Below are 24,554 nucleotides of genomic sequence, written 5' to 3'. Positions count from 1 at the left end.
CTGCGGTAATTCTGCGGCAGCGGTTCTGACGCTTGCGGAACGTTTGGCGCGGCGAGGCGTCGCCGCTCTGGATGAGAACATGGGTCGCCAAGCGCTGGGTCAAAGTCGCCGGCATCGTCGTCGTGGCCGTGATGGCTACGGTCATCATCGGGCTCGCCGTGTTTCCCTGGGGATCGCTCAAGGGCGTGATCGAACGACAGCTCACCGCGCGCTTCGGTCGCCCGGTAACGATCGGCGGGATCGAGCGGGTCGACGGGTTCGGCTTCTCCCCGACGATCCGCATCACGCAGGTCCGTATCCCGCAGGCGACATGGGCCGGGGGCGGCGATTTCGTGCGGTTGCGCGAGGCGGAGGCGACCTTCTCCGCGCTGTCGCTGTTGAAGGGCGGATTCGGCCCGCGCAACGTGAAGGCGACCGGGCTGCAGCTGGCGCTGGTGCGCGACAAGCAAGGGCGGACCAATTGGGACCGGCCGGGCAAGGCCAAGGGCGGCGGCAGTTCGAACGATCTGCAGGGGCTCGTCATTCGCGACAGCGTGATTTCGTACCGCGATGCCAAGCAGGGACGGCAGATCACCGCGCGGTTCTCGTCCGATCCGGTTGCGGGCATCCGCGCGAACGGCACCGGCACGGTGCGCGGGGCGGCCGTGCGGATTGCGGTCGCCGGGCCGTCGATCGAACGATCGCAGGGCAAGCCCTGGCCGTTCACCGCGTCGATCGACGGCGATGCGCTGTCGATCTCGGCGAGGGGCCTGATGGACCGGCCGCTCGATACCGACGCGATTACCCTGGACGTTACGGCGCGCGCGACCGACCTGAAGTTGATAGATGCGGTGATCGAGGCAGGGCTGTTCCGGACACAGCCGGTGTCGTTCAGCGCGCACGTCCGCCACGATTCGCCGAAATGGGTCGTCACGCAGTTGAAGGGCGTGGTCGGGCGGTCCGACTTTGCGGGCCACGTCACGGTCGACAAGCGGGATGGCCGCAGCAAGGTGAACGGCGACATCGTCTCCCGCCAGTTTGACTTTGCCGATCTGTCGTCGGACGAGGCGCAGGCGAAAGGCGCGGCGCTGGAACGCGCTATCGGGCCGAGGCTGGTTCCCGATACCCGGATCGATATCGGCAAGATCGACACTACCGACGCCGCATTCGGGTTCCGTATCCACCATATCGTCGCGGCGAAGGGCAAGTCGCCGATCGTGTCCGCCAAGGGGACCATCGCGATCGATCACCAGCTGCTGACACTGGACCGGCTGGTCGCCAGGCTGCCGCAGGGGACCGTCACCGGCAGGGTCACGGTCGACCAGCGCGGCGGTCGCAAGACGCCGACCGTCGCGATCGACCTCCGTTTACGCGGCAGCAGCGTACAGGCACTGGCAGGCGGTCGCGGCGATTTCAGCGGGAATGTGAGCGCACGGGTCCGGCTGAAGGGGTCGGGCGAGACGATCCGGGCGGCGGTCGGGAACGCCGACGGCAGCATCGGGTTCGTCGCGCGCGACGGGCAGTTGCCGCAGGGGATCGCCGCGGCGCTGGGGTTCGACGCGGCGCGCGCGTTGCTCGCCAAGGACGGCGCGCGCGCTGGGCTACGGTGCGTGGTCGTGAAGCTCGACGTGACGCAGGGGCGGGGACGCGTCGATCCGATGGTCGTCGATACCACCGCGAGCCAGTTGCACGGGCAGGGGAGCGTGGTGTTTCCTGCCGAGGCGATCGCCATTCGCCTGAGCGGCGCGCCTAAACAGCATGCGCTGCTGCAACTGCCGGGGTCGGCGTACATGACCGGGACGATCCAGCAGCCGCATGTGACGATCCCGCCCGAGGTCAAATCGGTCGGGAATATCTTCAAGGCGATCGGACGGGCGATCAGCGGCGAGCAGGGCCCGACGGCGAGGGATGCAGATTGCGCGGGATTGGCGGCGCGGGTCCTTCGCTAAGGCGGGGATTTGCCGAGCCGCCGCGGGCGCCGCCCGATACAGAAAACCCCGCCCCGCGGGGTGCGGGACGGGGTCAAACTTCAGCGATATTCGCGGGATATCAGCGATAGAAGACGTGGTTGCCGATCGATGCGACCTTGATCGCACGGACGCTGGGACGGCGATCGGGCGTATTGAAGTAGAGCGCCTTCTGGGCAGGGCTGTTCCACGCATCGGCCAGAGCGACCTTGGCGACCGCGATCGCGGTGCGGTAGGCGGTGCCAGCGTTGATGTTGGGGATCTGGCCACCGCGAACGAAGCTGAACTGGCCGCGCTGCTTGACGACGGCGCAGACATCGGCGGGGAAACGACCCGACTTGGCGCGGTTGATGATGACTTCGGCGACCGCGAGCTGGCCGGTCAGCGGCTCACCCTTCGATTCGAAATAGATCGCGCCGGCAAGGCACTGAAGCGCTTCGTCGGCAGCGGCACTGTCCTGCGCGGCAACGGCCTGAGCAAGCGTGTCGAATTCTTCTTCCTCGGCAGGAGCGATCGGCTCGACGGCTGCAACGGTGGTTGCGGCGGGAGCGACCTGCGGAACATTCTGCGGCGAGAGTGCGTTAAGATTGGCGAGAGCAGTGAGATTGGTGGTCGAGCGATCGATACCGGTTGCCTGACCGGGAGCGCTGTTGCCGAGCAAGCCGGCCAGAGAGAAGGTCATGACTGCGATCGTCGCAGCCCGCTGAAGAATCGTCATTCAAACTTATTCAGATGCGGTTGGACCACGGAACCAATCGTACGAGCCGATCGTCCGGGCATCCCCCCGACTGCGTAACTGATCCGGATCGCACCCGTCCCAGCACAACGCCAATCAATGTTGCAATCCCCCTCTATTGGGGGGGCTTTCGAGTCAATCGTCGAGGATCGTTTCAGCGGCGAACCGTTCCGCCGCTGCGATGTCTACCTCGATAACCCATAGATCCGGGTCGCTTGCGCGGCGGCGACGCCAATATCCGTCGAGGTCCTCGAGCGGGGTGGAGTCGATCAGCGCGGTCCGTCCATCGGGTCCGATCCCGCGTTCGAGCAGCCGGGGCGGGGTGTACTTGTCGATCGCGATGACCAGGATCGCGCCCCCTTGCGGGTCGCCTTTCGCCAATACCGCGCCGAACCCGCCAGCGTCATTGACGCGCCGCAGCAAGGCGCTGACAAGGATCCCGCTGGGAAGACGGCCGCTCATGCTGCGCTGCGGTATCCGGGCAGGCCGGCGAGCGCGATCCGGGACCGCATGAAGGTGCCTGTGCCGCGTGCCGCTTCCTCACCGTCCGCATCGATCAACCGCGCGTCCGCGACGAACACGCGTCGCTTGCCGCTGATCCAGCGTCCCTCGGCGATCACGGGACCGACTTTGAGCGGCCGGGTGAGCAACAGGTTGAAGGCGGTGGTGAGCAGGAAACGATCGGTGACCAGACTGTTGCAGGCGTAGAAGGCGGCGTCGTCGAGCATCTTGAAATAGCTCGTGCCGTGCGCTGCGCCGCCCGCGTGGTAGTGGCGTTCGTCGATCGTGAAACGGATTCGCGCGACGCCGGCCTCCGGAATTTCGAGCGAGGAGTCGAAGAAGCGGTTGATCGGCGCCTGCGCGTAGAGCGATTCGAGCGCACGGAAATGCGCATCGGCCCCGGCGGTGTTCTGGGTGTCAGGCATCCGCGTACTGCCCGACCCGCAGGCCGTTTCCTGACGAACATCAGGATCCAGAGCCACGATCGGCATCCGTCCATGATGCACGCGCGTCGGGATGACGAGAGCGCGGGGGTCACGCGGCATCGCGAACCTCGTCGGCGGTGAACAGCGCGTAGACCGCGTCGGGCGATCCGCTGCCGCGCAGCTTTTCGAGGAACGCCTTGTCGCGCAACCGTCGCGAGACGCGGGCGAGGGCCTTCAGATGGACGGCGCCGGCATCGGTGGGGGACAGCAGCATGAAGACGAGATCGACCGGGAGATCGTCGACCGCCTGAAAATCGACCGGCTGTGCGAGTCGCGCGAAGACGCCCGTTACCTGCGCGAGGCCCTCAAGCTTGGCGTGGGGGATCGCGACGCCACCGCCGAACCCGGTCGATCCAAGCTTCTCGCGCGCGGTGAGACGGTCGACGATGGTCTTGCAATCCGCATCGACAATCTCGGATGCAATTGCGCCAAGGTGCTGAAGGACCGCCTTTTTGTTGGTGGCGATCACATCGGTCTGGACTGCGTCGGGACGCAGCATATCACTGAAATCAGTCATGCGTTCATTGTCTCAAGCGCCCCCGCGCGTCTGCCTTAGCGGGTTGCGCAACGGCGTAAAGGCGCGCGTCATAGACGCACGCCCTTATGAACCTTTCTTACGGTAGAAGGGGATTATTGGTTACTGGAGGCCGCTGCCCGCTGGGGCTCGACCCAACCGATCGTGCCGTCACCGCGGCGATAGACCATGTTGTGCGCACCGGTACCCGCATTCGTGAACAACAAGGCTGCGGTGTTGCGCAGATCGAGCATCATCACCGCGTCGGACACGCTGGCCTCGGGGATATCGACGCGCGTTTCGGCGATGATCAGCGGTGCATCGGCGACATCGTCTTCCTCGACGCTTTCCTGGAACAGTGTGTACCCGGCATTGTCATAGCCGTTGCTCTCGGCCATCGCGACCGCTTCGCCCGCGTGGCGGTCCTTCAGGCGGCGCATGTAGCGGCGGAGCTGCGTCTCGATCTTGGCGGCGGCACCGTCGAACGCGGCGCGGGCGTCATAGGCCTCCGAATGGCCCTTGAGCACCAGGCCCTTCATGACATGCGAGACGATATCGCATTTGAAGCCCGCATCGTGCGGGCCCTTGCCGAACGTGACCTCGGCCGAGATGGCGCGCGAGAAATACTTGTCGGCGATACCCTGGAGTCGGTCTTCCACATGGCTGTTGAGTGCTTCGCCAGTGTCAACCTGATGACCAGAAATCCGGATATCCATTGTCGTCTCCTTAACGGCGTTACAGTCCTCGGGCGGTCCTGTTGGCTCCACCCTGCCAGCGTCATCCGGACGCCACGGCCCCCCAAATCGGATCCTTGATCCCCTTCATAAACGCCGCATGCGCCGCAAGGTCTCCCTCGCTCACCGCGAAAACACGCGGCGGGCGAACGACCCGAGGCGCTTGTACGACGATCGGAGTCGAGGCGCTGCTGCCGGTGTCGCTGAGCAGGCCGAGGCCGATCTGGCGGCCACCCATCAGCTCGACATAGACCTGCGCGAGCAGCTGCGCGTCGAGCAGCGCGCCGTGCAGCACACGGTGGCTGCGATCGATCCCGAAGCGCGAACACAGCGCATCGAGCGAATGCTTGGCGCCGGGGTGACGGCTGCGCGCGATTTGCAGCGTGTCGACCATTCGCTTCATGTGGACGATCTGACGCCCGCATTTGGTCAGCTCGCCATTGAGGAACGAGAAATCGAAGCCCGCATTGTGCGCGATCATCGGCGCATCGCCGACGAAATCGAGCAAGTCCTCGACTGCATCGGCGAATCTGGGCTTGTCCGACAAGAACTGCTGGCTCAGCCCGTGGACGTTGAACGCCTCGACCGGCATGTCGCGTTCGGGATGGTAATAGGCGTGAAAGGTGCGGCCGGTCTCGACCCGGTTGACCATCTCGACGCAACCGATCTCGACCATGCGGTCGCCCCCGGAAAAGCTGAGTCCAGTGGTTTCGGTATCGAAGACGATCTCACGCATCTCGATGGTATCGGCTCAGATTTCCAAGGATGCAAGCACCGCCCGGACTTGCGCGCGGGTATCGTCGAAGCTCGTGTCGGTGTGGATGACATGATGCGCACGCGCGCGCTTCTCCGCGTCGGGGGTCTGGCGGGCGAGGATGGTCGCGAACTTCTCGGCGGTCATGCCGGGGCGGGCGAGGACGCGCGCGCGCTGGACGTCGGGCGAGGCGGAAACCACGACGACCCGGTCGACCTTCCGATCGCCGCCGGTTTCGAAAAGGAGAGGGATGTCGAACACGACTCGCCGGCCGGCATGTTTTGCCAGGAACGCGGCGCGCTCTTCCCCGACCGCCGGGTGGACGATCGCTTCGAGCTGCTTGATAGCGGCGTCGTCACTGAACACGGCTGCGCCGAGCCTGACGCGATCGACGGCGCCGTTGGCGGTCGAGCCTGGGAAGGCGGCTTCGATCGCGGGGACCAGCCGGCCACCAGCGGCTTGCAACCGGTGTACGGTCGCATCGGCATCGAACACGGGCACGCCTTCGTCAGCGAACATCGCCGCGACCGCAGACTTGCCCATGCCGATCGAGCCGGTCAGCCCGATGATCATGCGATCAGCAACGCGCGGAGATCATCATCGCGATCACGCGGTGGTTCCACGTGGAACAATATCTCGAATGCGACCGCCGCCTGACCGATCAGCATTTCCAGCCCATCGACCGTTTCGAGGTCGCGCGCGCGCGCCGCCTTCAGCAGGCCGGTTTCGAGCGGCGAATACACGATGTCGTACACGAGGGAGTCGGGCTCGAGCGCGCCAAGGTCGATCTCAAGCGCGGGCTGGCCCGCCATGCCGAGCACGCTCGCATTGACGAGAAGCCGCGAGGGCGGGGCGGCGGGGCCGATCGGCAGCGCCTGACCCTTTAGTCCGAAGGTCGACAGCAACGCGGCCCCCTTGAGCGGATTGCGATTGAGGATCGTCATGGGGCCGACGCCCATCCGCGAAAGCGCGAAAAGGATCGCGCGCGCTGCACCGCCGGCACCGATAACGGTGACCGGCTGGCCTGCGATGTCGAGGTCGTCGATCGGCGCCCAGAATCCGGCGGCATCGGTGTTGGTGCCGATGCAGTCGCCGCCCTCGTTGCGGAACACCGTGTTGATCGCGCCGATCGTCCCGCGGACGTCGCCGGGGTCGGAGACGTGATCGAGCGCGGCGAGCTTGTGCGGCATCGTGATGTTGCACCCGCGCCAGGCGGGGTCGGCTTTGCGCTCCGCGAAATAGGCGGAAAGCGCGTCGGCGGTAACGTGCTTGTGGCGGTATTCCGCGTCGATCCCGAGCGCGTCGAGCCAGAAGCCGTGGATCAGCGGCGATTTCGACTGCGCGATCGGATCGCCGATCACTTCGGCATAGGGTCGGGTCATGCAAGGCTCCGTATGTCCCCGCGACGGCGGGGATCCAGTCTGGGCACCCGCCTTCGCGGGTCGAGAAGGTTTAGTCTACCGCGATGGAATTGCCATGCACCGGCATACATCACTCACGATCCTCCCCCGCCAGGGGGAGGTGGCGGTGGAGGCGTCGGAAGGGGAGGGCACGGAACAGGCGTTTCCCTTACCGCCCCCTCCGTCTGGCAAGCGCCAGACACCTCCCCCTGGCGGGGGAGGATCGGGAATTTCCTGTTACGCCGGCAATTCGCTACGCACGCGCAGGAAATCGAGGACGTTGAGCAGTGGCATGCCGAGAACCGTGAACTGGCTGCCTTCGATCTTGGCGAACAGCTGCGCACCCGGCCCCTCGATCCGATAACACCCGACGCAGCCCGCAATCGCCGGCCATTCCGCCTCCAGATATTTCTCGATGAAGGCCTCCGACAGCGGCCGCACATGCATTTTCGCGCGCTCGACGTGACGCCAGATCGCCTGACCGTTCTCCGCGATGACCGCCGCGCTCCAGAGATCGTGGCGCTTGCCCGACATCAGCCGCAGATGCGCCGCCGCGTCGGCCCGGTCGGTCGGCTTGTCGAGGATCGTGCCGTCCTCCAGCGCGACCAGCGAGTCGCTGCCCAGCACGAGATAGCCCGGCATCCGTGCCGACACTTTCAACGCTTTCAGTTCGGCCAGCGCGTCCGCAAGATCGCGCGGCGACAGGTCGCGGAGCGCCGCCTTCGCCGCATCCTCGTCGACGCCTGCAAAGGTCGCCTCGAACGGCACGCCCGCGGCGGTCAGCATCGCCCGACGGGAGGCGCTTTGCGAGGCGAGGATCAGGCTCATGCCTCGACCTTCGCGGTGTCGTCGCTTCTCCGCTGGTTACACAGCGCGATGATCGCGGCCGCGGTCTCCTCGATCGAACGGCGCGTGACGTCGATCACCGGCCAGCCATTGTCCGCGAACATCCGCCGCGCAAAGGCGAGCTCGCGCATCACCGCCTCCTCTTCGACATACGACGTATCCGGCTGCTGGTTCAGCGACAGCAGGCGATTGCGCCGGACCTGAATCAGCCGGTCGGCGCTGGTCGTCAGCCCGACGATCAGCGGTGTCTTGAGTCCGTAGAGGATCTTGGGCGGCGGGCTCTCGACCACGATCGGGATGTTGGCCGTCTTGTAGCCACGGTTAGCGAGATAGATCGAGGTCGGCGTCTTCGACGAGCGCGACACGCCCGCAAGGACGATATCGGCCTCCTCCCATTCCTCCCACGCGATCCCGTCGTCATGCGCGATTGTCCACTGGATCGCATCGACGCGCGCGAAATAGGCCGCGTCGAGCACATGCTGACGCCCCGGCCGCGCCTTCGCCTGCTGCCCGAGCAAGCCGGAAAGCGCGTCGTTGACCGGGTCGAGCGGGGCCACCGCGGGCAACCCCAAGGCCAGACACCGCTGCTCGAGAATCCGCCGCGTCGCCGGGTTCACCAGCGTGAACACCACAAGCCCCGGGTTCTGCGCGATCTCCTGCAGGATGCGCTCGAGATGCGCCTCGGTGCGCACCATCGGCCAAAAATGGCGGACGGTCTCGACGTCGTCATATTGCGCCAACGCCGCCTTGGCGATGTTCTCGAGCGTCTCGCCGGTCGAATCCGACAACAAATGGAGGTGAAGCCGCATCATCGGCGTTTTATCCCCAGCGAGCGGGTCCATGGGCGTGAATCTGTGGATAACATGGGGAGAACGGCTAGCGTAACTCGTCCGCCTCGCCAAGCGACGGGTTCGCCGTGGATAACAGCGATTCTATCCACACGCTCGCGCACAGCCTCCGATTTTATCCACAGGCTGTGGGTAACGGGGAGCCTTGAATCGAATCAGCGCGTTTGTCCCGGTGCGCGAGGGTCAAGCTGTTGGCAATTCCGGGATCACCGCATAAGTCCCGGGTTCAACCGCCCAACCACTGCAACAACCTATTTCTTGAATCTTCTTATAGTAGAAGAAGGGTGCTCCGCTGACCGATCCGACCTCCAATTCGCTCGCCTTCAAGTCCCTCCTGGCGACTCTTCGCGGGGAGCGTCAGGCCGTGCCGCCGCTGTGGCTCATGCGGCAGGCGGGGCGCTATCTCCCCGAATATCGCGCGCTGCGTGCCGAGAAGGGGGGATTCCTCGCGCTGGCGACCGATCCCGACGCCGCCGCCGAGGTGACGCTCCAGCCGATCCGCCGGTTCGGGTTCGACGGCTCGATCCTGTTCTCCGACATCCTGATGATCCCATGGGCGCTTGGCCAGGACCTCAGCTTCGGGGTCGGCGAGGGGCCGCGGCTCGAACCCGCGCTGGTCGATCATGCGCTCGATCGGTTGCAGGCCGTCCCCGATCGCCTGGAGCCGGTCTACGGCACCGTCGCCAAGGTTGCCGGGGGATTGCCGCCCGAGACGACGTTCCTGGGCTTTGCAGGCTCTCCCTGGACGGTCGCGACCTATATGGTAGCGGGCAAGGGTAGTAAGGATCAGTCCGAGACGCGCCGCTTCGCCTATGCCGACCCGGCGGCGTTCGGCGCGATCATCGATGCGATCGCAGACAACACCGTCGACTATCTCGCGCGGCAGATCGAGGCTGGCGTCGACGCGGTGCAGCTGTTCGACAGCTGGTCGGGGTCGCTCTCGCCCGCGCAGTTCGAACGCTGGGTGATCGCGCCGACCGCGCGGATCGTCGATCAGTTGCATGCGCGGTGTCCGGGGGTGCCGGTGATCGGCTTTCCGAAGGGGGCAGGGGGCAAGCTGCCCGCCTATGCGCGTGAGACGGGGGTCGATACGATCGGGCTGGACGAGACGGTCGATCCGGTCTGGGCCAACGCATCTTTGCCCGAAGATATGCCGGTGCAGGGCAATCTCGATCCGCTCGCGTTGATCGCGGGCGGCGCGGATCTCGACGCGGCGATCGACCGGATCCTGGCGGCGTTCCCTACGCGGCCGCATATCTTCAACCTCGGCCACGGCATCCTGCCCGACACGCCCATCGCGCATGTCGAGCAGCTGATCGCCCGCGTTAGGAGCACGACATGAGCGGTTTTCTCGGGGCAGCCTATGACTGGGTGAAGGCTGCGCACCTGATCTTCGTGATCTTCTGGATGGCGGGGCTGTTCATGATGCCGCGCTATCTCGTCTATCACCAGGAGGCGCTGGCGGCCGGTAATACGGGCGAGGCGGCGAACTGGGTCGAGCGCGAGGGCAAGATCCGCAGCATCATCCTGACGCCGGCGATGATCGTCGTCTGGGTGCTGGGGATCGCGCTGTCGCTGAACCTCGGGCTGGCGGACGGTGCGCCGGGGCTGGGGTGGCTGCACCTCAAGCTGCTGCTGGTGTTTCTGCTGACGGGGTATCACGGCTGGATGGTCGGCTATTCGAAGAAGCTGGCGGCGGGGAAGCCGACGCTGACTGGCAAGCACTTGCGGATGCTTAACGAGGTGCCCGCGCTTGCGGTGACGCTGATCGTCGTGCTGGTGATCGTGAAGCCGTTCTGAACCCGAGTGCTCCTGCGAACGCAGGAGCCCAGGGTTACAGGCGTTAGCGTTCGTGATCCTGGGCTCCTGCGTGCGCAGGAGAACGGTAAGCGCGGTTCTCCCGTCCCCGCTTGACTAACCGCCCCCTCAATTCTACCCCAATTCCCAGCACGGCCTCCTGGCGTCCTGCCCGGTCGTGTGGTCCTGCCTGTTCGGCTCGCCCAGTTCCGCTTTCCAGCGCACGCGCAGACCGAACCTGTTCCCGTTGATCGCTATCCGGAAATCCCCATGCATCTCAAAGACCTGAAGAAAAAGAAGCCTGCCGAGCTGGTCCAGCTTGCCGAGGAACTGGGGGTCGAGAGCGCCTCGACGCTGCGCAAGCAGGACCTGCTGTTCGCGATCCTGAAGGTGCAGGCGGACAATGGCGACCAGATCATGGGGCTCGGCACGATCGAAGTGCTGCCCGACGGCTTCGGCTTCCTGCGCTCGCCGGAGTCGAACTATCTCGCCGGGCCCGACGACATCTATATCTCGCCGAACCAGGTCCGGAAGTTCGGCCTGCGGACCGGTGATACGGTCGAGGGCGAGATCCGCGGGCCGAAGGATGGCGAGCGTTATTTCTCGCTTGTGAAGCTCACGGCCGTCAATTTCGACGATCCCGACGTCGTCCGCCACCGCGTCAATTTCGACAATCTCACGCCGCTCTACCCCGAGAGCAAACTGACGCTCGATCCGGCCGACCCGACCGTCAAGGACAAGTCGGCCCGCGTGATCGACATCGTGTCGCCGCAGGGCAAGGGCCAGCGCACGCTGATCGTCGCGCCGCCGCGCGTCGGCAAGACCGTCATGTTGCAGAACATGGCCAAGGCGATCACCGACAATCACCCCGAGGTGTTCCTGATCGTCCTGCTGATCGACGAGCGCCCCGAGGAAGTCACCGACATGCAGCGCAGCGTGAAGGGCGAGGTCGTCAGCTCGACGTTCGACGAACCCGCGCAGCGCCACGTCCAGGTCGCCGAAATGGTGATCGAAAAGGCCAAGCGTCTGGTCGAGCACAAGAAGGACGTCGTGATCCTGCTCGACTCGATCACGCGTCTCGGTCGCGCCTACAACACCGTCGTGCCGTCGTCGGGCAAGGTCCTGACCGGCGGTGTCGATGCGAACGCGCTGCAGCGTCCGAAGCGCTTCTTCGGTGCCGCGCGCAACATCGAGGAGGGCGGTTCGCTCTCGATCATCGCGACCGCGCTGATCGATACGGGCAGCCGCATGGACGAGGTGATCTTCGAGGAGTTCAAGGGCACCGGTAACTCGGAAATCGTGCTCGATCGCAAGGTCGCCGACAAGCGCATCTTCCCGGCGCTCGACGTCGGCAAGTCGGGTACGCGCAAGGAAGAGTTGCTGGTCGACAAGGCCAAGCTTTCCAAGATGTGGGTCCTGCGTCGCATCCTGATGCAGATGGGCACGATCGACGCGATGGAGTTCCTGCTCGACAAGATGAAGGATTCGAAGACCAACGAGAATTTCTTCGACAGCATGAATCAATAACCGAGTGCGGCCTGCGCCAAGCTGACGCAGGACTCGCATCGATCCGGCCGGCGGGGCAGCGCCCCGACCGACGACATGGGCTTAGCCCTTGTCCGCCCAAAAGACCGACCAGGCGGCACGCGAGAGCAATGGCTTTCGCGTGCCGCTTTGCTATGAAACACCATGAAATCCGCCACCCCCGCGCACCGGCGGTGGCCCGTCACCGGGAGCTGACATCTTGAGTATCATCGCCATGCTGGCCGCCGCCGCATCGGGAGTCGCCGGACCTGGCTCGCCGCTGGAAATCTGGCAGCACATCGTCGCCGACTTCTCCAACCTTGGCGATCCCAAGGCATTGGCCGCGTTCGGATCGGTCCTGATGATCGATCTCGTCCTCGCAGGGGACAATGCGATCGTCGTCGGCGCACTCGCCGCGGGGCTTCCCGCCGACCAGCGCAAGAAGGTCATCCTGATCGGCATCGGCGCGGCGCTCGTCCTGCGCATCTTCTTCGCGCTGATCGTGACGTGGCTGATGGGGATCGTCGGTCTGATCTTCGCGGGCGGCCTGCTGCTGCTGTGGGTCAGCTGGAAGTTCTGGCGTGAAATCCGCGAGGGCGCGGACAATCCCGGATCCGAAGAGATCGAGGGCGACGAGCGCTCGGGGATCAAGTCCCGCAAGAGCTTTGTCGCCGCGGCCTGGGCGGTTGCGGTCGCCGACGTCTCGATGAGCCTCGACAATGTGCTGGCCGTCGCTGGCGCGGCGCGCGAGCATCCCGGCATCCTCGTCATCGGGCTGTTGCTGTCGGTCGCGATGATGGGCCTGGCCGCGAACTTCATCGCGCGCATCATCAACCGCCATCGCTGGATCGCCTATATCGGCCTGGCCGTCATCGTCCTGGTCGCGTTCAAGATGATCTACGAAGGCTGGACCGGGACCAGCGACACGCTGGGGATCATCACGCTGTTCAAGTGATGGTGTCGCACCAAGGATAGCAAAAAGGCCTCGCCGGGATTTCCCGACGAGGCCTTTTTCATATCCGTCGCTGCTCGTCATGCCGCGCGTTTCTCGCCCCAACACACACCCTATCGTCATCCCCGCGCAGGCGGGGATCCATATCCTCAATGGGCGGCCATCTTGCAGCGACGCCAGCCAGTATGGATTCCCGCCTCCGCGGGAATGACGACGGTAGTCGGGGCCCGCTTAGTCCAGATGCTCGGCGAAGAACTTGGCCGTCCGCTCGTCGGCCAGCTTTGCCGCTGCGTCCGACCGGCGCTCGCCGAACTCGGTCGCGAAGCCGTGATCCTCGCCCGCATAATCGTAGATCGTGACCTTGGGGTGATCGTCGAGCCCGGCGTGCATCGCCGCCTGTGAATCCTTGTCGACGAAATGATCCTCTTCGGGAACGTGGAGCAACACCGGGTGCGCGATCGCATGCTTCTCCCCGAGCAGCCCGTCGATCCCGACACCGTAATAGCCAACGCTCGCATCGACGTCGGTGCGCGCCGCGGTCATGAATGCGAGGCGACCGCCTAGGCAGTAACCGACCACGCCGACCTTGCCACCGTCACCGAGCTCGTTGCGGACGGCGCGAATGCTCGCGTCGATATCAGCGATACCCTTGTCCTGGTCGAACTGGCCCATCAGTTCGAGAGCGCGGTCGAACTCGGGCTTAATGTCGGGATCGAGCTCGATGCCGGGCTCAAGCCGCCAGAACAGGTCTGGCGCGATCGCCAGATAGCCGGCTTCGGCAAGCGTGTCGCACTTGCGGCGGATACCGGCGTTCACGCCGAAGATCTCCTGGATCACGACGATCGCGGCCTTGGGCGTGCCGGCCGGCGTCGCGCGATACGCGGTGAATTCGCCATCGCCGGCGAGCGTCGAGATGGTGGTGGTGTTCGTCATAGCAATCCTCCTTGCGGCCGTTCGTGGTCGAGCAGCCTGGATTTGGTGATCGGGCCGTTGCCTGCGGAATACGCACCAAGCCTGCCCCCGGCTCCTAGGATTCGGTGGCAGGGGACGACGATCGGAAACGGATTGCGCGCGCACGCCTGGCCGATCGCCCGCGCGCTCGACCGGATCGCCTTGGCCAGCGCGCCGTAGCTCGCGGTCTGGCCGTAGCCGATGTCGACGATCCCCTGGCGGAGGACCGCGCCGCGGTCGGTAGGCGAGGGGGCGAGCGGCAGATCGAAGACCGTCAGTCGCTTCGCGAAATACGCCTCGATCTGGCGCAGTGCCTCGCGGATCGCAGGCGCATCACTCGGGACGGCATCGCCGCCCGCCAGTATCGCGATCGAGTCGATCCGGTCCGCGGTGCCGGTCACGCGGACCAGCCCGATTGGCGTTGCGATCGAGGCGGCATCGCGCGCATACATGGCCTTGCTATGCAGCGCCCCGATCGGCCGCTCAAGCGTCATCGGGGGTGTCGCACATGAAGATGAATATCGAGATCGAATGTACTCCGGAAGAGGCGCGCCGTGCGGTTGGGCTGCCCGATCTGACTCCGATCCATGACCGCTATGTCGCGATGATGATGGACGCGATCCCCGACGGCCAGATGAAGCCCGAGATGCTCGAATCGATGATGCGCGGGTGGCAGCCGATGGGCGAGGCGGGGATGGCGATGTGGAAACGCATGTTCGACACCGCGACGAAAAGCAGCTGAGTTCTACGTGAAAACGATCTTCGCGGTATCGAGCGGGCGCCCGCCCGCGGCGATCGCCGTCGTCCGGATCAGCGGGCCAAACGCGTTCGCCGCAGCGCAGGCGCTGGCGGGGCCACTGCCCGCGCCGCGTCATGCGAGCCTGCGGGGCTTACGCGATGCGGGCGGGGCTTTGCTCGACCGTGCGTTGGTCATCGTCTTCCCGGGTCCCAACACCGCGACCGGCGAGGATCTCGTCGAGCTCCACTGCCATGGCGGTCGTGCCGTGATCGCCGCGGTCGAGCAGGCCTTGTCCGCGGTCGCCGGGCTTCGTCCCGCCGAACCCGGCGAGTTCACCCGGCGTGCGCTGACCAACGGCCGCATCGACCTCACCGAGGCCGAGGGTCTTGCCGACCTGCTCGAAGCCGAAACCGAGGGGCAACGCGTCGCGGCGATGACCGCGGCGGAAGGACGGGTGAGCCAGGCGGTGCGCGGCTGGATGGACTCGGTCGCGATGCTGTCCGCCCGCATCGAGGCGATGCTCGATTTTGCCGACGAGGACGACGTCGCCAGCGACAGCGCTGCGTTCGAGGCGATCGTTGCCGGGGTGAGTGCGCTAGCCGGCGAGATCGAAACGGTGATCGCCGCGCCACCGGTCGAGCGGCTGAAGGATGGCTTGCGCGTCGTGATCGGCGGCCCCCCCAATAGCGGCAAGTCGACGTTGCTCAATCTGCTCGGCGAGCGCGATGCGGCGATCGTCTCGCCAATATCGGGGACGACGCGCGACCGGATCGAATTGCCCGTGACGCGTGACGGCGTCGCCTATGTGCTCACCGATACCGCGGGGCTGATCGATACGCAGGACCCGATCGAGGCGATCGGCGTGACACGTGCCGAGGATGCGCTGGCGGCTGCCGACATAGTCCTCTGGTTGGCCGACACGCCACCGCCGCGCGCCGACGCGATCTGGATCCACGCGCGCGCCGATCTGCCGGGGCGGGGCGCGATCCCGCAAGGCCGCGCGCTTGCCATCGCGCAGACCGACCGCGGATCGCTCGACCGGCTATGGGCTGCCTTGCATGCCCGCGCCGCGGCGATGCTCCCGCGCAGCGACGCGATCGCGCTCAAGGCGCACCAGCGGCGGCAATGCGCGCTAGCGGTCGAAGCGCTGCACTATGCCGGTTCGGATGCGCTCATCCTCGCCGAGCATCTCCGGCAGGCGCGCGCTATCCTCGCTGGCGTTCTCGGCCTCGACGCGACGGGGGAGATGCTCGACGCGCTGTTCGGACGTTTCTGCATCGGCAAGTGATGTTCCACGTGGAACATCTTTGACGCGCTCCCTGCGCCGTTCTAGGGCGGTGACATGTTCGATGTAGTGGTGGTTGGCGGTGGCCATGCCGGAACCGAAGCCGCAGCCGCGGCGGCGCGCAGGGGCGCGCGCACCGCGCTCGTGTCGTTCGACGCGCGGCATATTGGCGCCATGTCCTGTAATCCTGCGATCGGCGGGCTCGGCAAAGGGCATATGGTCCGCGAAGTCGACGCGTTCGACGGGCTGATCGGGCGAGCCGCGGATGCCGCTGCGATTCATTACCGGATGCTCAATCGCAGCAAGGGATCGGCGGTGCAGGGGCCGCGCATCCAGGCCGACCGCCGGTTATATTCGCACGCGATCCAGACGATACTGGCGGCGACCGCGGGGCTGTCGATCGTCGAAGGAGAGGCCATCGCGCTCCATTTCGAGGGCGATCGCATGGCGGGTGTCGTGCTGGCGGACGGCGCGATCGTAAAGGCGCGCGCGGTCGTGCTGGCGACGGGCACGTTCCTCGGCGGCCGCATCTTCCGTGGCGACGATCGCGAGGAAGGCGGACGGATCGGCGAGCGCGCTGCCAAGCCGCTGGCCGACCAACTCCGCGCACGCGACCTGCCGATGGCGCGGTTGAAGACGGGCACGCCACCTCGGCTCGACGGTCGTACGATCGACTGGGGGGCGCTCGCCGAGCAGCCCTCCGACCTCGATCCCTGGACGATGTCGCCGATGACGCGCGCGCGTCCGCTGCCGCAGATCGCCTGCGCGATCACACGCACGACCGACCGGACGCACGCGATCATCCGCGAGGCATTCCACCGGTCGCCGCTGTTCACCGGCGCGATCGAGGCCGCGGGGCCGCGCTATTGCCCGTCGATAGAGGACAAGGTCCACCGATTCGGCGATCGCGACGGGCATCAGGTGTTTCTCGAGCCCGAGGGGCTCGACGATTCGACGGTCTATCCCAATGGCCTGTCGACCTCGCTCCCGATCGAGGTCCAGGCGGCGATGCTGGCGAGCATCCCCGGTCTCGAACGCGTGACGATGACGATGCCGGGTTATGCTGTCGAGTATGACCATATCGATCCGCGCGCGCTCGACACGCGGTTGGCGCTGCGCGCGATCGAGGGCGTGTTTTGCGCGGGGCAGATCAACGGCACGACAGGGTATGAGGAAGCGGCAGGGCAGGGGCTCGTCGCCGGGCTCAACGCCGCGGCCTATGCGTGCGAGTTGGCGCCGGTGATCCTCGATCGCGCGTCGAGCTATCTGGGCGTCATGATCGACGACTTGACGCTGCAGGGCGTGACCGAGCCCTATCGGATGCTCACCGCGCGCGCCGAGTTCCGCCTGTCGCTGCGTGCGGACAACGCCGAGACGCGGCTTGGCGGCATTGCCGAAGCGGCAGGGTGCCTTGGACCCGAGCGTCTCGCGCACCAACACGCGCTGGCCGAGCATCGCGCCCGTTTCCGATCATCGCTCGACTGCGAACGCACCGCGACCCATGTCGCCGACAAGGGGGCGGGGATCGGTCGTGACGGCGCACGGCGGACCGCGTTCGACTGGCTGCGGTTCGACGGCGTGACGCTTGCGCATGTTGCACCGGATGCCGCCAATGCTATTCCGACCACGGTTGTTGACGAAGTCTTAGAGGACGCCCGCTACGCGCCGTATATCGAACGTCAGGCGCAGGAGGTCGCGCGGCTGCGTGCCGACGAGGCGATCCGTCTCCCCGAGGACTTGGCCTATGATCGCATACCCGGCCTGTCGAACGAGATGATCGATCGCCTGAGCGCCGCCCGCCCGACCTCGCTGGCCGCCGCCGCCCGCGTCGGCGGGATCACGCCCGCCGCGCTGTCGGCGGTCCTATTGCATACGAAACGAGTGCCAGCATGACCGAAGACGCAGCATGACAGAAGATGGGGCACAGGCCTGGGTTGCCGACCGCTTCGGCCCCGAGGCCACCGAGCGGCTGGCGGCGTTCGTCGACATGGTCGTCGCGGAGGCGCCGCACCAGAATCTGATCGCGCCGTCGACGATCCCGACGATCTGGGACCGCCACGTCGTTGACTCGCTCCAGCTCGTCCCACTCGCGGGCGCCGACGCGGGCGCAAAACGCTGGCTCGATATCGGCACGGGCGGGGGCTTTCCCGGCATGGTCGTTGCGCTGGTGCGCGATGGTCCGGTCGATCTCGTTGAGCCCCGCCGTCGCCGGGCCGACTTCCTGCAGCTCTGCGTCGCCCGGCTCGGACTCGGCGGACAGGTCCGAGTCCACGCGTCGAAGGTCGAGAATGCGACTGCCGACGCCGTGATCATTTCCGCGCGCGCGGTCGCGTCGCTGCAAAACCTTTTGCGTGGCGCGGCGCACTGCGCCACAAAGGAGACGCGGTGGCTGCTTCCTCGGGGGCGTTTCGATGAGGAAGAGCTGGCCGCGCTCAAGCAACATTGGCGGTTTATGTTCCACGTGGAACAAAGCGTCACGAACCCGGAGTCGTCGATCGTGGTTCTGGATGGGGTAAGCGCGCGATGATCACCATCGCGGTCGCCAATCAAAAGGGCGGGGTGGGCAAGACCACCAGCGCCATCAATCTCGCGACCGCGCTGGCGGCGACGGGCATGCGCGTGCTCCTGGTCGATCTCGATCCGCAGGGCAATGCATCGACCGGGCTCGGCATCGGTCATTCGCAGCGCGAACGCTCGAGCTACGACGTCCTCGTCGGTGAGACCTCGATCGAGGAGGCGGTGGTGCATACCCGCGTACCGCGGCTCGATATCGTGCCGGCGACGGTCGACCTGTCGGGGGCCGAGATCGAGCTGGTCGATTTCGATGCGCGCACGCACCGGCTCAATCGCGCGGTGAAGGCGGCGCAGGGGCCGTGGGATATTGCGCTGATCGATTGCCCGCCATCGCTCGGGTTGCTGACGATCAACGCGATGGTCGCGGCGGATTCTCTACTCGTGCCGCTGCAATGCGAGTTCTTCGCGCTCGAGGGGTTGTCGCAGTTGTTGAGCACGGTCGAGCGTATCCGCCAGCGGTTCAATCCGGGGCTGTCGATCCTGGGGGTTGCGCTGACGATGTTCGATCGACGCAACCGACTGACCGATCAGGTCTCGGCGGACGTCCGTGCGGTATTGGGGAAAGTGGTTTTCGAGACGGTGATCCCGCGCAACGTGCGGCTGTCGGAGGCGCCGAGTCATGGGCTGCCCGCATTGATCTACGACCACCGTTGCTCCGGCTCGCAGGCCTATATCGCGCTCGCGCGTGAGTTGATCGGTCGACTGCCTGTTACCGCGCAGGCCGCGGCATGAGCGAGAACAAGCGCGGCCGCCCGGGGCTGGGCAGGGGCCTCAACGCGTTGCTCGGCGAGATGGCACGCGAGACACCGGTATCCGCCGATGGGGCGTCCGCATCGCAGTCGTCGGGTGTGCGGATGCTGCCGGTCAGTTCGCTGTCGCCGCATCCCGATCAACCGCGCCGGCATTTCGACGAGGCGATGCTCGATGAACTCGCCGCGTCGATCGCGTCGCGCGGGCTGATCCAGCCGATCGTCGTTCGGCCACATGGGCATGATTTCCAGATCGTCGCGGGCGAGCGCCGCTGGCGTGCGGCACAGCGTGCGCGGCTGCACGAGGTGCCGGTCGTCGTCCGCGACTTCGACGACGCCGAGACGCTCGAGATCGCGCTGATCGAGAACATCCAGCGCGAGGATCTGAACGCGATCGAAGAGGCGCAGGCCTATCAGCGGCTGGCCGGCGAGTACGGCCACACGCAGGAGGTGCTCGCCAAGATCGTTCACAAGTCGCGCAGCCATGTCGCGAACCTGCTGCGGTTGCTCGAGCTGCCGGCGCAGGTCCAGTCGCAGGTGGTCGATGGATCGCTGTCGATGGGGCATGCGCGGGCGTTGCTGGGATCGCCCGACGTCGAGACACTGGCGGATCAGGTGGTCGCACGCGGGCTGTCGGTGCGCGAGACCGAGAAACTGGCGCGCGATGCGAAGCCTGGACGTAGCCGCAGCGGCGGGTCGTCGGAGCCGCGGATCCCGGATGCGGATATCGCGGCGCTGGAGCGGCAGTTGGCGGATCTTCTGGGGCTCCAGGTGCGGGTCGCGCATACCGAGACTGGGGGAACGTTGACGCTGAGCTACTCGACGTTGGATCAGCTGGATATGGTTTGCCAGCGGCTTACGGGCGGGGCGATCTAGGGGAGAGGCGGGTTGGGGACCACCCCGCCCAACCATTCAACCCTTCGTCATCCCCGCGCAGGCGGGGATCCATATCCTCTACGGTTTGCGACCCCAGGGCTAAGCTTGCCAGTATGGGTTCCCGCCTGCGCGGGAATGACGACGTTGTGGGATAGGGAGCATACCAACCTATTCCGGCGTGGGCCGAAACTTACTTCCGCCGCGCGATCGCCTGAGACAGCGCGACGACGGCAGCCTCGGCGACCACCCCGCCGGCATTCCCCGAGGCCATGATCGCGCGCTCGGCGGTCCGGACCCTCTGGATCGCGGTCGCGAGCATGACGGGCGTCCAGCGGCGCAGTGAGCGTGCGGTGCTTGCCTCCTCCTTGAAGAACACACGGTGGCGCTTCATCACCGCATCGACCGACTCCCCGCGGTCGATCTCGCCGCGCATGTCGGCCAGCGCGATCAGGCGGCGGACGAGTTGGCGCAGCCACGGGATAGGCGACGTCCCCGCCTCTTCGAGCACAGCCAGCTCGGCGCCGAGATCGTCGACGCGTCCCTCGATCACCGCATCGATCGCGCGACTCATCTCCGCATCGCCCAGGTCGGCACCGACCGCGTCGAGCGCGTGATGATCGAGGTCCGCCGGCCGATCGGGCGCGGCGTCGAGGTAGAGCGCGAGCTTCTCGATCTCGCGTGAAATGACCGCGCGATCCCCGCCGGTCGTGTCGACCAGCCGTCGCGCGACGCCGGGGGCAGGGCGCAGGCCGTTCTCGCTCGCGATCGTCGTCGCCAGCCGTTCGGCATCCTGCGCGGTGGGGGCGTAGCAGGCGAACGCCATCGCGCGCGGCGAGTCGATCGCGAGCTTGACGATCTTCGCGGTCGACTTGACCGTTGGCGCGATCGCGACGACCGGATTGCCGACACGCTCCGCGGCCAACAGATTGGCGAACGCCTCGAGGCTTTCCTCGCCCGCCGACGCGACGCGGACGAACCGCGCCCCCGCGAACAGCGACAGCGACGCGGCCTCGTCGGTCAGCCGGCCGGGATCACTCTTGAGCGTCGCACCGTCGAGATCGATGCGCTCGGCATCCGCCCCCATCGCCTTGGCCAGCAGGCGCGCCAGGTCGCTCGCGCCGGCCTCGTCGGGCCCGTGCAGCAGGTACAGGCGGATCTCCGCACCCGGTTTGGCCAGCGCACCGCGAATCTGGCCAGCGGACGCCTTCACTTCGCCGGTGCGGGGCCCTGCGCCGCGGCAACGGCAGGCGTATTGCGCGCGTACAGCGCGATGCGCGCGACGATCTGGTCCGCAACGATCGCCGACAGCCGTTCGAGCGCGGTATTCTCAGCCGCGATCGTGGCATATTCCGAACGCACCACATCGATGCCGGCATCCGATCCCGCAGTCGCATCGAGCAACACCGAATTGTCGCCGATCCGTACCAACTGATACCGCGCGCGCAGCGTCCGCCGTTCGCGCGAGACGCTGTCGTCGGTCCGCACGCCCAGCCCGCTGATCTGGTCGTCGAGGCGGATATCGATCCGGTACATCGCCGGCGCGCCGTTCGACGGCAGTCGGTCGCGCAGCGCGGTCGCCATCAGCCAGCCATTCTTGCCCGCGATCGGCGCGATCTCGACCTGGCCAAGCGCGCCTGCGACCGGACCACTGCTGCCGCCCGCATAGAGCGGATGCAGCCCGCAGCCGGACAATAAAGGTGCCAGCGCCAGCGCGCCGAGGATCGCCAGCCGCTTCATGCGACGATGTTCACGAGACGGTCGGGCACGACGATCACTTTCCGGGGCGCTTTGCCCTCGAGCAGGCGGACGATCTTTTCAGAGGCGAGCGCGGCGGCCTCGACCTCGTCCTTCGGCGCGCCCTTGGGGAACACCAGCGTATCGCGGAGCTTACCGTTGACCTGCACCGCAATGGTCACCTCGTCGTCGACCAGCATCGCCGGATCGACGATCGGCCAGGCGGCGTCGGCGATCAGGCCGTCATTCCCCGCGGTCGCCCAGGCTTCCTCGGCGACGTGCGGGACCATCGGGCTGACAAGCAGCAGCAGCGTGCGCACCGCCTCTTCGCGATCCGCGGAGGGTGCCGCCTTCTCGATCGCGCTGCACAACGAATAGAGCCGCGCGACCGCCTTGTTGAACTGCAAGGCGTTGATATCGCTCTCGATACCCACCGTCGTCCGGTGGCACAGTTTGCGCAACGCGATGTCCTCACCTTCGGCCTTCGCCGCATCGTCCGACTCGATCAGGCGCCAGAGACGCTGGACGAACCGCCAAGCGCCTTCGATGCCGGATTCGCTCCAGGGCAGATCGCGCTCGGGTGGAGAGTCGGAGAGGACGAACCAGCGCACCGCGTCGGCGCCGTACTGGTCGACGATCGGCTCGGGATCGACCGTGTTCTTCTTCGACTTCGACATCTTTTCGACGCGACCGACGGTGATGGCGTCACCGGTCGCGATTTCGATGCCGTCGCGCACGTCATTGGGGCCAAGCCAGCGACCGTCCGCGGACTTGTACGTCTCGTGCGTGACCATGCCTTGCGTGAACAGCCCGGCGAACGGCTCGGCGATGTCGAGCATCCCGATATGCTTGAGCGCACGCGTCCAGAAGCGCGCGTAGAGCAGATGCAGGATCGCATGCTCGACGCCGCCGATATACTGGTTGACCGGCAACCACTTCTCCGCGTCCGTCCGGTCGAACGGCTTGGCGTCGGGCTGGCTGGCGAAGCGGATGAAATACCACGACGAATCGACGAACGTGTCGAGAGTATCGGTCTCGCGCCGCGCGTCCGCGCCGCACGACGGGCAGGCGACGTGCTTCCAGGTCGGATGGCGATCGAGCGGGTTGCCGGGGATGTCGAAGCTGACGTCCTCGGGCAGGACGATCGGCAACTGGTCCTTGGGCACCGGCACCGCGCCGCACGTGTCGCAGTGGATGATCGGGATCGGCGTGCCCCAATAACGCTGGCGGCTGACGCCCCAGTCGCGCAGGCGGAACACGGTCGTGCCCTTGCCCCAGCCTTCGCCCTCGGCGCGTTCGATCACGACGCGATTGGCGTCCTCGATGTCCATGCCGTCGAGGAAATGCGAGTTCACGATCGTGCCCGCGCCGATCCAGGCGGTGTCGCCGACGAATACGGGGGCTACGTCATCGCCTTCGGAGACGACACGCTTGACGGGCAGGTCGTATTTGCGCGCGAAATCGAGATCGCGCTGGTCATGCGCGGGCACGCCGAACACCGCGCCCGTGCCATATTCCATCAGCACGAAATTCGCGATGTAGACGGGGAGTTCCCACGTCGTGTCGAGCGGATGCGTCGCGCGGATACCGGTGTCGAAGCCCAGCTTCTCCTGCGTGTCGAGCTCTGCCGCGGTGGTGCCGCCACGCTTGCACAGCTCGATAAAGGCGGCTGCGTCGGGGTTCGTCTCGGCGATCGCGCGCGCGATCGGATGGTCGGCCGCGACCGCGACGAAGCTCGATCCGAACATCGTGTCGGGCCGCGTCGTGAACACCTCGACCGACTCTATTCCCCTCCCGCTTGCGGGAGGGGTCAGGGGAGGGGAGGCCTCCCCAATCGCCGTCGTCGCGGTCGTGTCAGGCCCTCCCCCGACCCCTCCCGCAAGCGGGAGGGGGGAAGCCAGCGCGAACTCGAACTGCAACCCCTGGCTGCGGCCGATCCAGTTCTCCTGCATCAGCTTGACCTTGTCGGGCCAATGCTCGAGCGCGCCCAGCCCGTCGACCAGCTCGTCGGCGAAGTCGGTGATCTTCAGGAACCACTGCGACAGTTTCCGACGCTCGACCAGCGCACCCGAGCGCCAGCCGCGCCCGTCGATCACCTGCTCGTTGGCGAGCACGGTCATGTCGACCGGATCCCAGTTGACCGCGGATTCCTTGCGATAGACGAGCCCCGCCGCGAACAGGTCGAGGAACAGCGCCTGCTCATGCCCGTAATACTCAGGCTCGCACGTCGCCAGTTCCCGCGTCCAGTCGAGCGCGAAGCCGAGCCGCTTCAGCTGCGCCTTCATCGTCGCGATGTTGGCGCGCGTCCAATTGCCCGGATGCACGCCCTTTTCCATCGCCGCATTCTCGGCGGGCATGCCGAACGCATCCCAGCCCATCGGATGGAGCACTTCCATGCCCTTCATCCGACGGAACCGCGCGAGCACGTCGCCCATCGTGTAGTTCCGGACATGCCCCATATGGATGCGCCCCGACGGATAGGGGAACATCTCGAGCACGTACGAACGCGGCTTGGTCGACAGGTCGTCGGCGGCGAACGTCTTGCGCTCGTCCCAGACTTTCTGCCACGCCGCGTCCGCCTTCAACGCATTGAAACGCGACGCCATTAT

At 66.2% G+C, this 24,554-nt stretch carries 26 protein-coding genes; 11 read left to right on the top strand and 15 right to left on the bottom strand.

Going from position 1 to position 24,554, the window contains the following annotated elements:
• The first annotated feature begins 32 nt into the window (after positions 1-32).
• Positions 33-1,928: an AsmA family protein gene (locus HMP09_RS12885; protein WP_232090252.1), complete on the top strand. Its 1,896-nt coding sequence runs from the start codon at positions 33-35 to the stop codon at positions 1,926-1,928.
• Between the two features lie 100 nt (positions 1,929-2,028).
• Here HMP09_RS12885 and HMP09_RS12880 read toward each other — a convergent pair whose 3' ends face one another.
• From HMP09_RS12880 to HMP09_RS12835, 10 genes are all read right to left on the bottom strand, one after another.
• Positions 2,029-2,664, bottom strand: coding sequence for a cell wall hydrolase (locus tag HMP09_RS12880; RefSeq protein WP_176500684.1), 636 nt, complete (start codon positions 2,662-2,664; stop codon positions 2,029-2,031).
• 153 nt (positions 2,665-2,817) lie between these two features.
• Positions 2,818-3,144 carry a DUF1491 family protein gene (locus tag HMP09_RS12875; protein ID WP_176500683.1) on the bottom strand — a complete coding sequence of 109 codons (327 nt, stop codon included), beginning with the start codon at positions 3,142-3,144 and terminating at the stop codon, positions 2,818-2,820.
• Positions 3,141-3,608 (bottom strand): PaaI family thioesterase, encoded by a 468-nt coding sequence (locus tag HMP09_RS12870; RefSeq protein WP_176500682.1) that lies wholly within the window; start codon positions 3,606-3,608, stop codon positions 3,141-3,143. Before HMP09_RS12870 ends, HMP09_RS12875 begins: the two co-directional genes overlap by 4 nt.
• A gap of 109 nt (positions 3,609-3,717) precedes the next feature.
• Positions 3,718-4,185 (bottom strand): PTS sugar transporter subunit IIA, encoded by a 468-nt coding sequence (locus tag HMP09_RS12865; protein ID WP_176500681.1) that lies wholly within the window; start codon positions 4,183-4,185, stop codon positions 3,718-3,720.
• 113 nt (positions 4,186-4,298) lie between these two features.
• A complete protein-coding gene (hpf, locus tag HMP09_RS12860; RefSeq protein WP_176500680.1) occupies positions 4,299-4,898 on the bottom strand; it encodes a ribosome hibernation-promoting factor, HPF/YfiA family in 600 nt (199 codons plus the stop codon).
• Positions 4,899-4,959: 61 nt separating this feature from the next.
• Positions 4,960-5,652: a DNA polymerase III subunit epsilon gene (gene dnaQ / locus HMP09_RS12855; RefSeq protein ID WP_176500679.1), complete on the bottom strand. Its 693-nt coding sequence runs from the start codon at positions 5,650-5,652 to the stop codon at positions 4,960-4,962.
• A 15-nt stretch (positions 5,653-5,667) separates the two neighbouring features.
• A complete protein-coding gene (gene coaE, locus HMP09_RS12850; RefSeq protein ID WP_176500678.1) occupies positions 5,668-6,243 on the bottom strand; it encodes a dephospho-CoA kinase in 576 nt (191 codons plus the stop codon).
• Positions 6,240-7,052 carry a shikimate dehydrogenase family protein gene (locus HMP09_RS12845; protein WP_176500677.1) on the bottom strand — a complete coding sequence of 271 codons (813 nt, stop codon included), beginning with the start codon at positions 7,050-7,052 and terminating at the stop codon, positions 6,240-6,242. Before HMP09_RS12845 ends, coaE begins: the two co-directional genes overlap by 4 nt.
• 255 nt (positions 7,053-7,307) lie before the next feature.
• Positions 7,308-7,898, bottom strand: coding sequence for a Maf family protein (locus HMP09_RS12840; RefSeq protein WP_176500676.1), 591 nt, complete (start codon positions 7,896-7,898; stop codon positions 7,308-7,310).
• A complete protein-coding gene (locus HMP09_RS12835) occupies positions 7,895-8,728 on the bottom strand; it encodes a pyruvate, water dikinase regulatory protein (protein WP_176500675.1) in 834 nt (277 codons plus the stop codon). Before HMP09_RS12835 ends, HMP09_RS12840 begins: the two co-directional genes overlap by 4 nt.
• A gap of 418 nt (positions 8,729-9,146) precedes the next feature.
• On the opposite strand from HMP09_RS12835, the gene hemE reads away from it, so the two are divergent.
• The 4 genes from hemE to HMP09_RS12815 all read left to right on the top strand — a co-directional run bounded on the left by hemE (position 9,147) and on the right by HMP09_RS12815 (position 13,040).
• Positions 9,147-10,106 (top strand): uroporphyrinogen decarboxylase, encoded by a 960-nt coding sequence (gene hemE / locus HMP09_RS12830; protein ID WP_232090879.1) that lies wholly within the window; start codon positions 9,147-9,149, stop codon positions 10,104-10,106.
• Entirely contained in the window at positions 10,103-10,564 is a 462-nt protein-coding gene (locus HMP09_RS12825; protein ID WP_176500674.1) for a CopD family protein, read from the top strand. The genes hemE and HMP09_RS12825 overlap by 4 nt, the downstream gene beginning before the upstream one ends.
• A gap of 267 nt (positions 10,565-10,831) precedes the next feature.
• On the top strand, positions 10,832-12,088 hold the full coding sequence (gene rho / locus HMP09_RS12820; RefSeq protein ID WP_031395107.1) for a transcription termination factor Rho: 1,257 nt from the start codon (positions 10,832-10,834) through the stop codon (positions 12,086-12,088).
• 232 nt (positions 12,089-12,320) lie between these two features.
• Complete coding sequence (locus HMP09_RS12815) at positions 12,321-13,040, top strand: TerC family protein (RefSeq protein ID WP_176501767.1); 720 nt, start codon at positions 12,321-12,323, stop codon at positions 13,038-13,040.
• Between the two features lie 228 nt (positions 13,041-13,268).
• Here HMP09_RS12815 and HMP09_RS12810 read toward each other — a convergent pair whose 3' ends face one another.
• Together HMP09_RS12810 and HMP09_RS12805 are read right to left on the bottom strand one after the other, a co-directional pair.
• Positions 13,269-13,970: a dienelactone hydrolase family protein gene (locus HMP09_RS12810; RefSeq protein WP_176500673.1), complete on the bottom strand. Its 702-nt coding sequence runs from the start codon at positions 13,968-13,970 to the stop codon at positions 13,269-13,271.
• The gene (locus tag HMP09_RS12805; protein WP_176500672.1) at positions 13,967-14,440 is read right to left on the bottom strand and encodes a methylated-DNA--[protein]-cysteine S-methyltransferase; all 474 of its coding nucleotides are present in this window, start codon (positions 14,438-14,440) and stop codon (positions 13,967-13,969) included. The genes HMP09_RS12810 and HMP09_RS12805 overlap by 4 nt, the downstream gene beginning before the upstream one ends.
• 56 nt (positions 14,441-14,496) lie before the next feature.
• On the opposite strand from HMP09_RS12805, the gene HMP09_RS12800 reads away from it, so the two are divergent.
• Genes HMP09_RS12800 through HMP09_RS12775 form a run of 6 tightly spaced genes read left to right on the top strand, consistent with a single transcriptional unit; the run spans position 14,497 to position 20,211 of the window.
• The gene (locus HMP09_RS12800; protein WP_056419235.1) at positions 14,497-14,730 is read left to right on the top strand and encodes a DUF6489 family protein; all 234 of its coding nucleotides are present in this window, start codon (positions 14,497-14,499) and stop codon (positions 14,728-14,730) included.
• 7 nt (positions 14,731-14,737) lie between these two features.
• Positions 14,738-16,015, top strand: a complete 1,278-nt coding sequence (gene mnmE / locus HMP09_RS12795) for a tRNA uridine-5-carboxymethylaminomethyl(34) synthesis GTPase MnmE (RefSeq protein WP_176500671.1) — start codon at positions 14,738-14,740, stop codon at positions 16,013-16,015.
• 54 nt (positions 16,016-16,069) lie between these two features.
• A complete protein-coding gene (mnmG, locus tag HMP09_RS12790) occupies positions 16,070-17,905 on the top strand; it encodes a tRNA uridine-5-carboxymethylaminomethyl(34) synthesis enzyme MnmG (RefSeq protein ID WP_176500670.1) in 1,836 nt (611 codons plus the stop codon).
• 13 nt (positions 17,906-17,918) lie between these two features.
• A complete protein-coding gene (gene rsmG, locus HMP09_RS12785; RefSeq protein WP_176500669.1) occupies positions 17,919-18,539 on the top strand; it encodes a 16S rRNA (guanine(527)-N(7))-methyltransferase RsmG in 621 nt (206 codons plus the stop codon).
• Positions 18,536-19,318: a ParA family protein gene (locus HMP09_RS12780; RefSeq protein ID WP_176500668.1), complete on the top strand. Its 783-nt coding sequence runs from the start codon at positions 18,536-18,538 to the stop codon at positions 19,316-19,318. The genes rsmG and HMP09_RS12780 overlap by 4 nt, the downstream gene beginning before the upstream one ends.
• Positions 19,315-20,211, top strand: coding sequence for a ParB/RepB/Spo0J family partition protein (locus HMP09_RS12775; RefSeq protein WP_176500667.1), 897 nt, complete (start codon positions 19,315-19,317; stop codon positions 20,209-20,211). Before HMP09_RS12780 ends, HMP09_RS12775 begins: the two co-directional genes overlap by 4 nt.
• A 190-nt stretch (positions 20,212-20,401) precedes the next feature.
• Here HMP09_RS12775 and holA read toward each other — a convergent pair whose 3' ends face one another.
• The 3 genes from holA to leuS are packed head-to-tail and all read right to left on the bottom strand — an operon-like array spanning position 20,402 to position 24,551.
• Positions 20,402-21,421 (bottom strand): DNA polymerase III subunit delta, encoded by a 1,020-nt coding sequence (gene holA / locus HMP09_RS12770; RefSeq protein ID WP_176500666.1) that lies wholly within the window; start codon positions 21,419-21,421, stop codon positions 20,402-20,404.
• Positions 21,418-21,948 carry an LPS assembly lipoprotein LptE gene (lptE, locus tag HMP09_RS12765; protein ID WP_176500665.1) on the bottom strand — a complete coding sequence of 177 codons (531 nt, stop codon included), beginning with the start codon at positions 21,946-21,948 and terminating at the stop codon, positions 21,418-21,420. Before lptE ends, holA begins: the two co-directional genes overlap by 4 nt.
• The gene (leuS, locus tag HMP09_RS12760; RefSeq protein ID WP_176500664.1) at positions 21,945-24,551 is read right to left on the bottom strand and encodes a leucine--tRNA ligase; all 2,607 of its coding nucleotides are present in this window, start codon (positions 24,549-24,551) and stop codon (positions 21,945-21,947) included. The genes lptE and leuS overlap by 4 nt, the downstream gene beginning before the upstream one ends.
• Between the last annotated feature and the right edge of the window lie 3 nt (positions 24,552-24,554).

It is taken from the genome of Sphingomonas sp. HMP9, from assembly GCF_013374115.1.
In the GTDB taxonomy this organism is placed as follows: Bacteria; Pseudomonadota; Alphaproteobacteria; order Sphingomonadales; family Sphingomonadaceae; genus Sphingomonas.
Note: the sequence above shows the minus strand (reverse complement) of the source record. Positions and strands in the feature narration are given on the sequence as shown.

Bases quoted from the DNA above. Each gene is read 5' to 3' on its own strand.
- HMP09_RS12880 (WP_176500684.1), bottom strand. From the start codon at position 2,664: ATGACGATTCTTCAGCGGGCTGCGACGATCGCAGTCATGACCTTCTCT.
- HMP09_RS12875 (WP_176500683.1), bottom strand. From the start codon at position 3,144: ATGAGCGGCCGTCTTCCCAGCGGGATCCTTGTCAGCGCCTTGCTGCGG.
- HMP09_RS12870 (WP_176500682.1), bottom strand. From the start codon at position 3,608: ATGCCTGACACCCAGAACACCGCCGGGGCCGATGCGCATTTCCGTGCG.
- HMP09_RS12865 (WP_176500681.1), bottom strand. From the start codon at position 4,185: ATGACTGATTTCAGTGATATGCTGCGTCCCGACGCAGTCCAGACCGAT.
- hpf (WP_176500680.1), bottom strand. From the start codon at position 4,898: ATGGATATCCGGATTTCTGGTCATCAGGTTGACACTGGCGAAGCACTC.
- dnaQ (WP_176500679.1), bottom strand. From the start codon at position 5,652: ATGCGTGAGATCGTCTTCGATACCGAAACCACTGGACTCAGCTTTTCC.
- coaE (WP_176500678.1), bottom strand. From the start codon at position 6,243: ATGATCATCGGGCTGACCGGCTCGATCGGCATGGGCAAGTCTGCGGTC.
- HMP09_RS12845 (WP_176500677.1), bottom strand. From the start codon at position 7,052: ATGACCCGACCCTATGCCGAAGTGATCGGCGATCCGATCGCGCAGTCG.
- HMP09_RS12840 (WP_176500676.1), bottom strand. From the start codon at position 7,898: ATGAGCCTGATCCTCGCCTCGCAAAGCGCCTCCCGTCGGGCGATGCTG.
- HMP09_RS12835 (WP_176500675.1), bottom strand. From the start codon at position 8,728: ATGATGCGGCTTCACCTCCATTTGTTGTCGGATTCGACCGGCGAGACG.
- hemE (WP_232090879.1), top strand. From the start codon at position 9,147: ATGCGGCAGGCGGGGCGCTATCTCCCCGAATATCGCGCGCTGCGTGCC.
- HMP09_RS12825 (WP_176500674.1), top strand. From the start codon at position 10,103: ATGAGCGGTTTTCTCGGGGCAGCCTATGACTGGGTGAAGGCTGCGCAC.
- rho (WP_031395107.1), top strand. From the start codon at position 10,832: ATGCATCTCAAAGACCTGAAGAAAAAGAAGCCTGCCGAGCTGGTCCAG.
- HMP09_RS12815 (WP_176501767.1), top strand. From the start codon at position 12,321: ATGCTGGCCGCCGCCGCATCGGGAGTCGCCGGACCTGGCTCGCCGCTG.
- HMP09_RS12810 (WP_176500673.1), bottom strand. From the start codon at position 13,970: ATGACGAACACCACCACCATCTCGACGCTCGCCGGCGATGGCGAATTC.
- HMP09_RS12805 (WP_176500672.1), bottom strand. From the start codon at position 14,440: ATGTATGCGCGCGATGCCGCCTCGATCGCAACGCCAATCGGGCTGGTC.
- HMP09_RS12800 (WP_056419235.1), top strand. From the start codon at position 14,497: ATGAAGATGAATATCGAGATCGAATGTACTCCGGAAGAGGCGCGCCGT.
- mnmG (WP_176500670.1), top strand. From the start codon at position 16,070: ATGTTCGATGTAGTGGTGGTTGGCGGTGGCCATGCCGGAACCGAAGCC.
- rsmG (WP_176500669.1), top strand. From the start codon at position 17,919: ATGACAGAAGATGGGGCACAGGCCTGGGTTGCCGACCGCTTCGGCCCC.
- HMP09_RS12780 (WP_176500668.1), top strand. From the start codon at position 18,536: ATGATCACCATCGCGGTCGCCAATCAAAAGGGCGGGGTGGGCAAGACC.
- HMP09_RS12775 (WP_176500667.1), top strand. From the start codon at position 19,315: ATGAGCGAGAACAAGCGCGGCCGCCCGGGGCTGGGCAGGGGCCTCAAC.
- lptE (WP_176500665.1), bottom strand. From the start codon at position 21,948: ATGAAGCGGCTGGCGATCCTCGGCGCGCTGGCGCTGGCACCTTTATTG.
- leuS (WP_176500664.1), bottom strand. From the start codon at position 24,551: ATGGCGTCGCGTTTCAATGCGTTGAAGGCGGACGCGGCGTGGCAGAAA.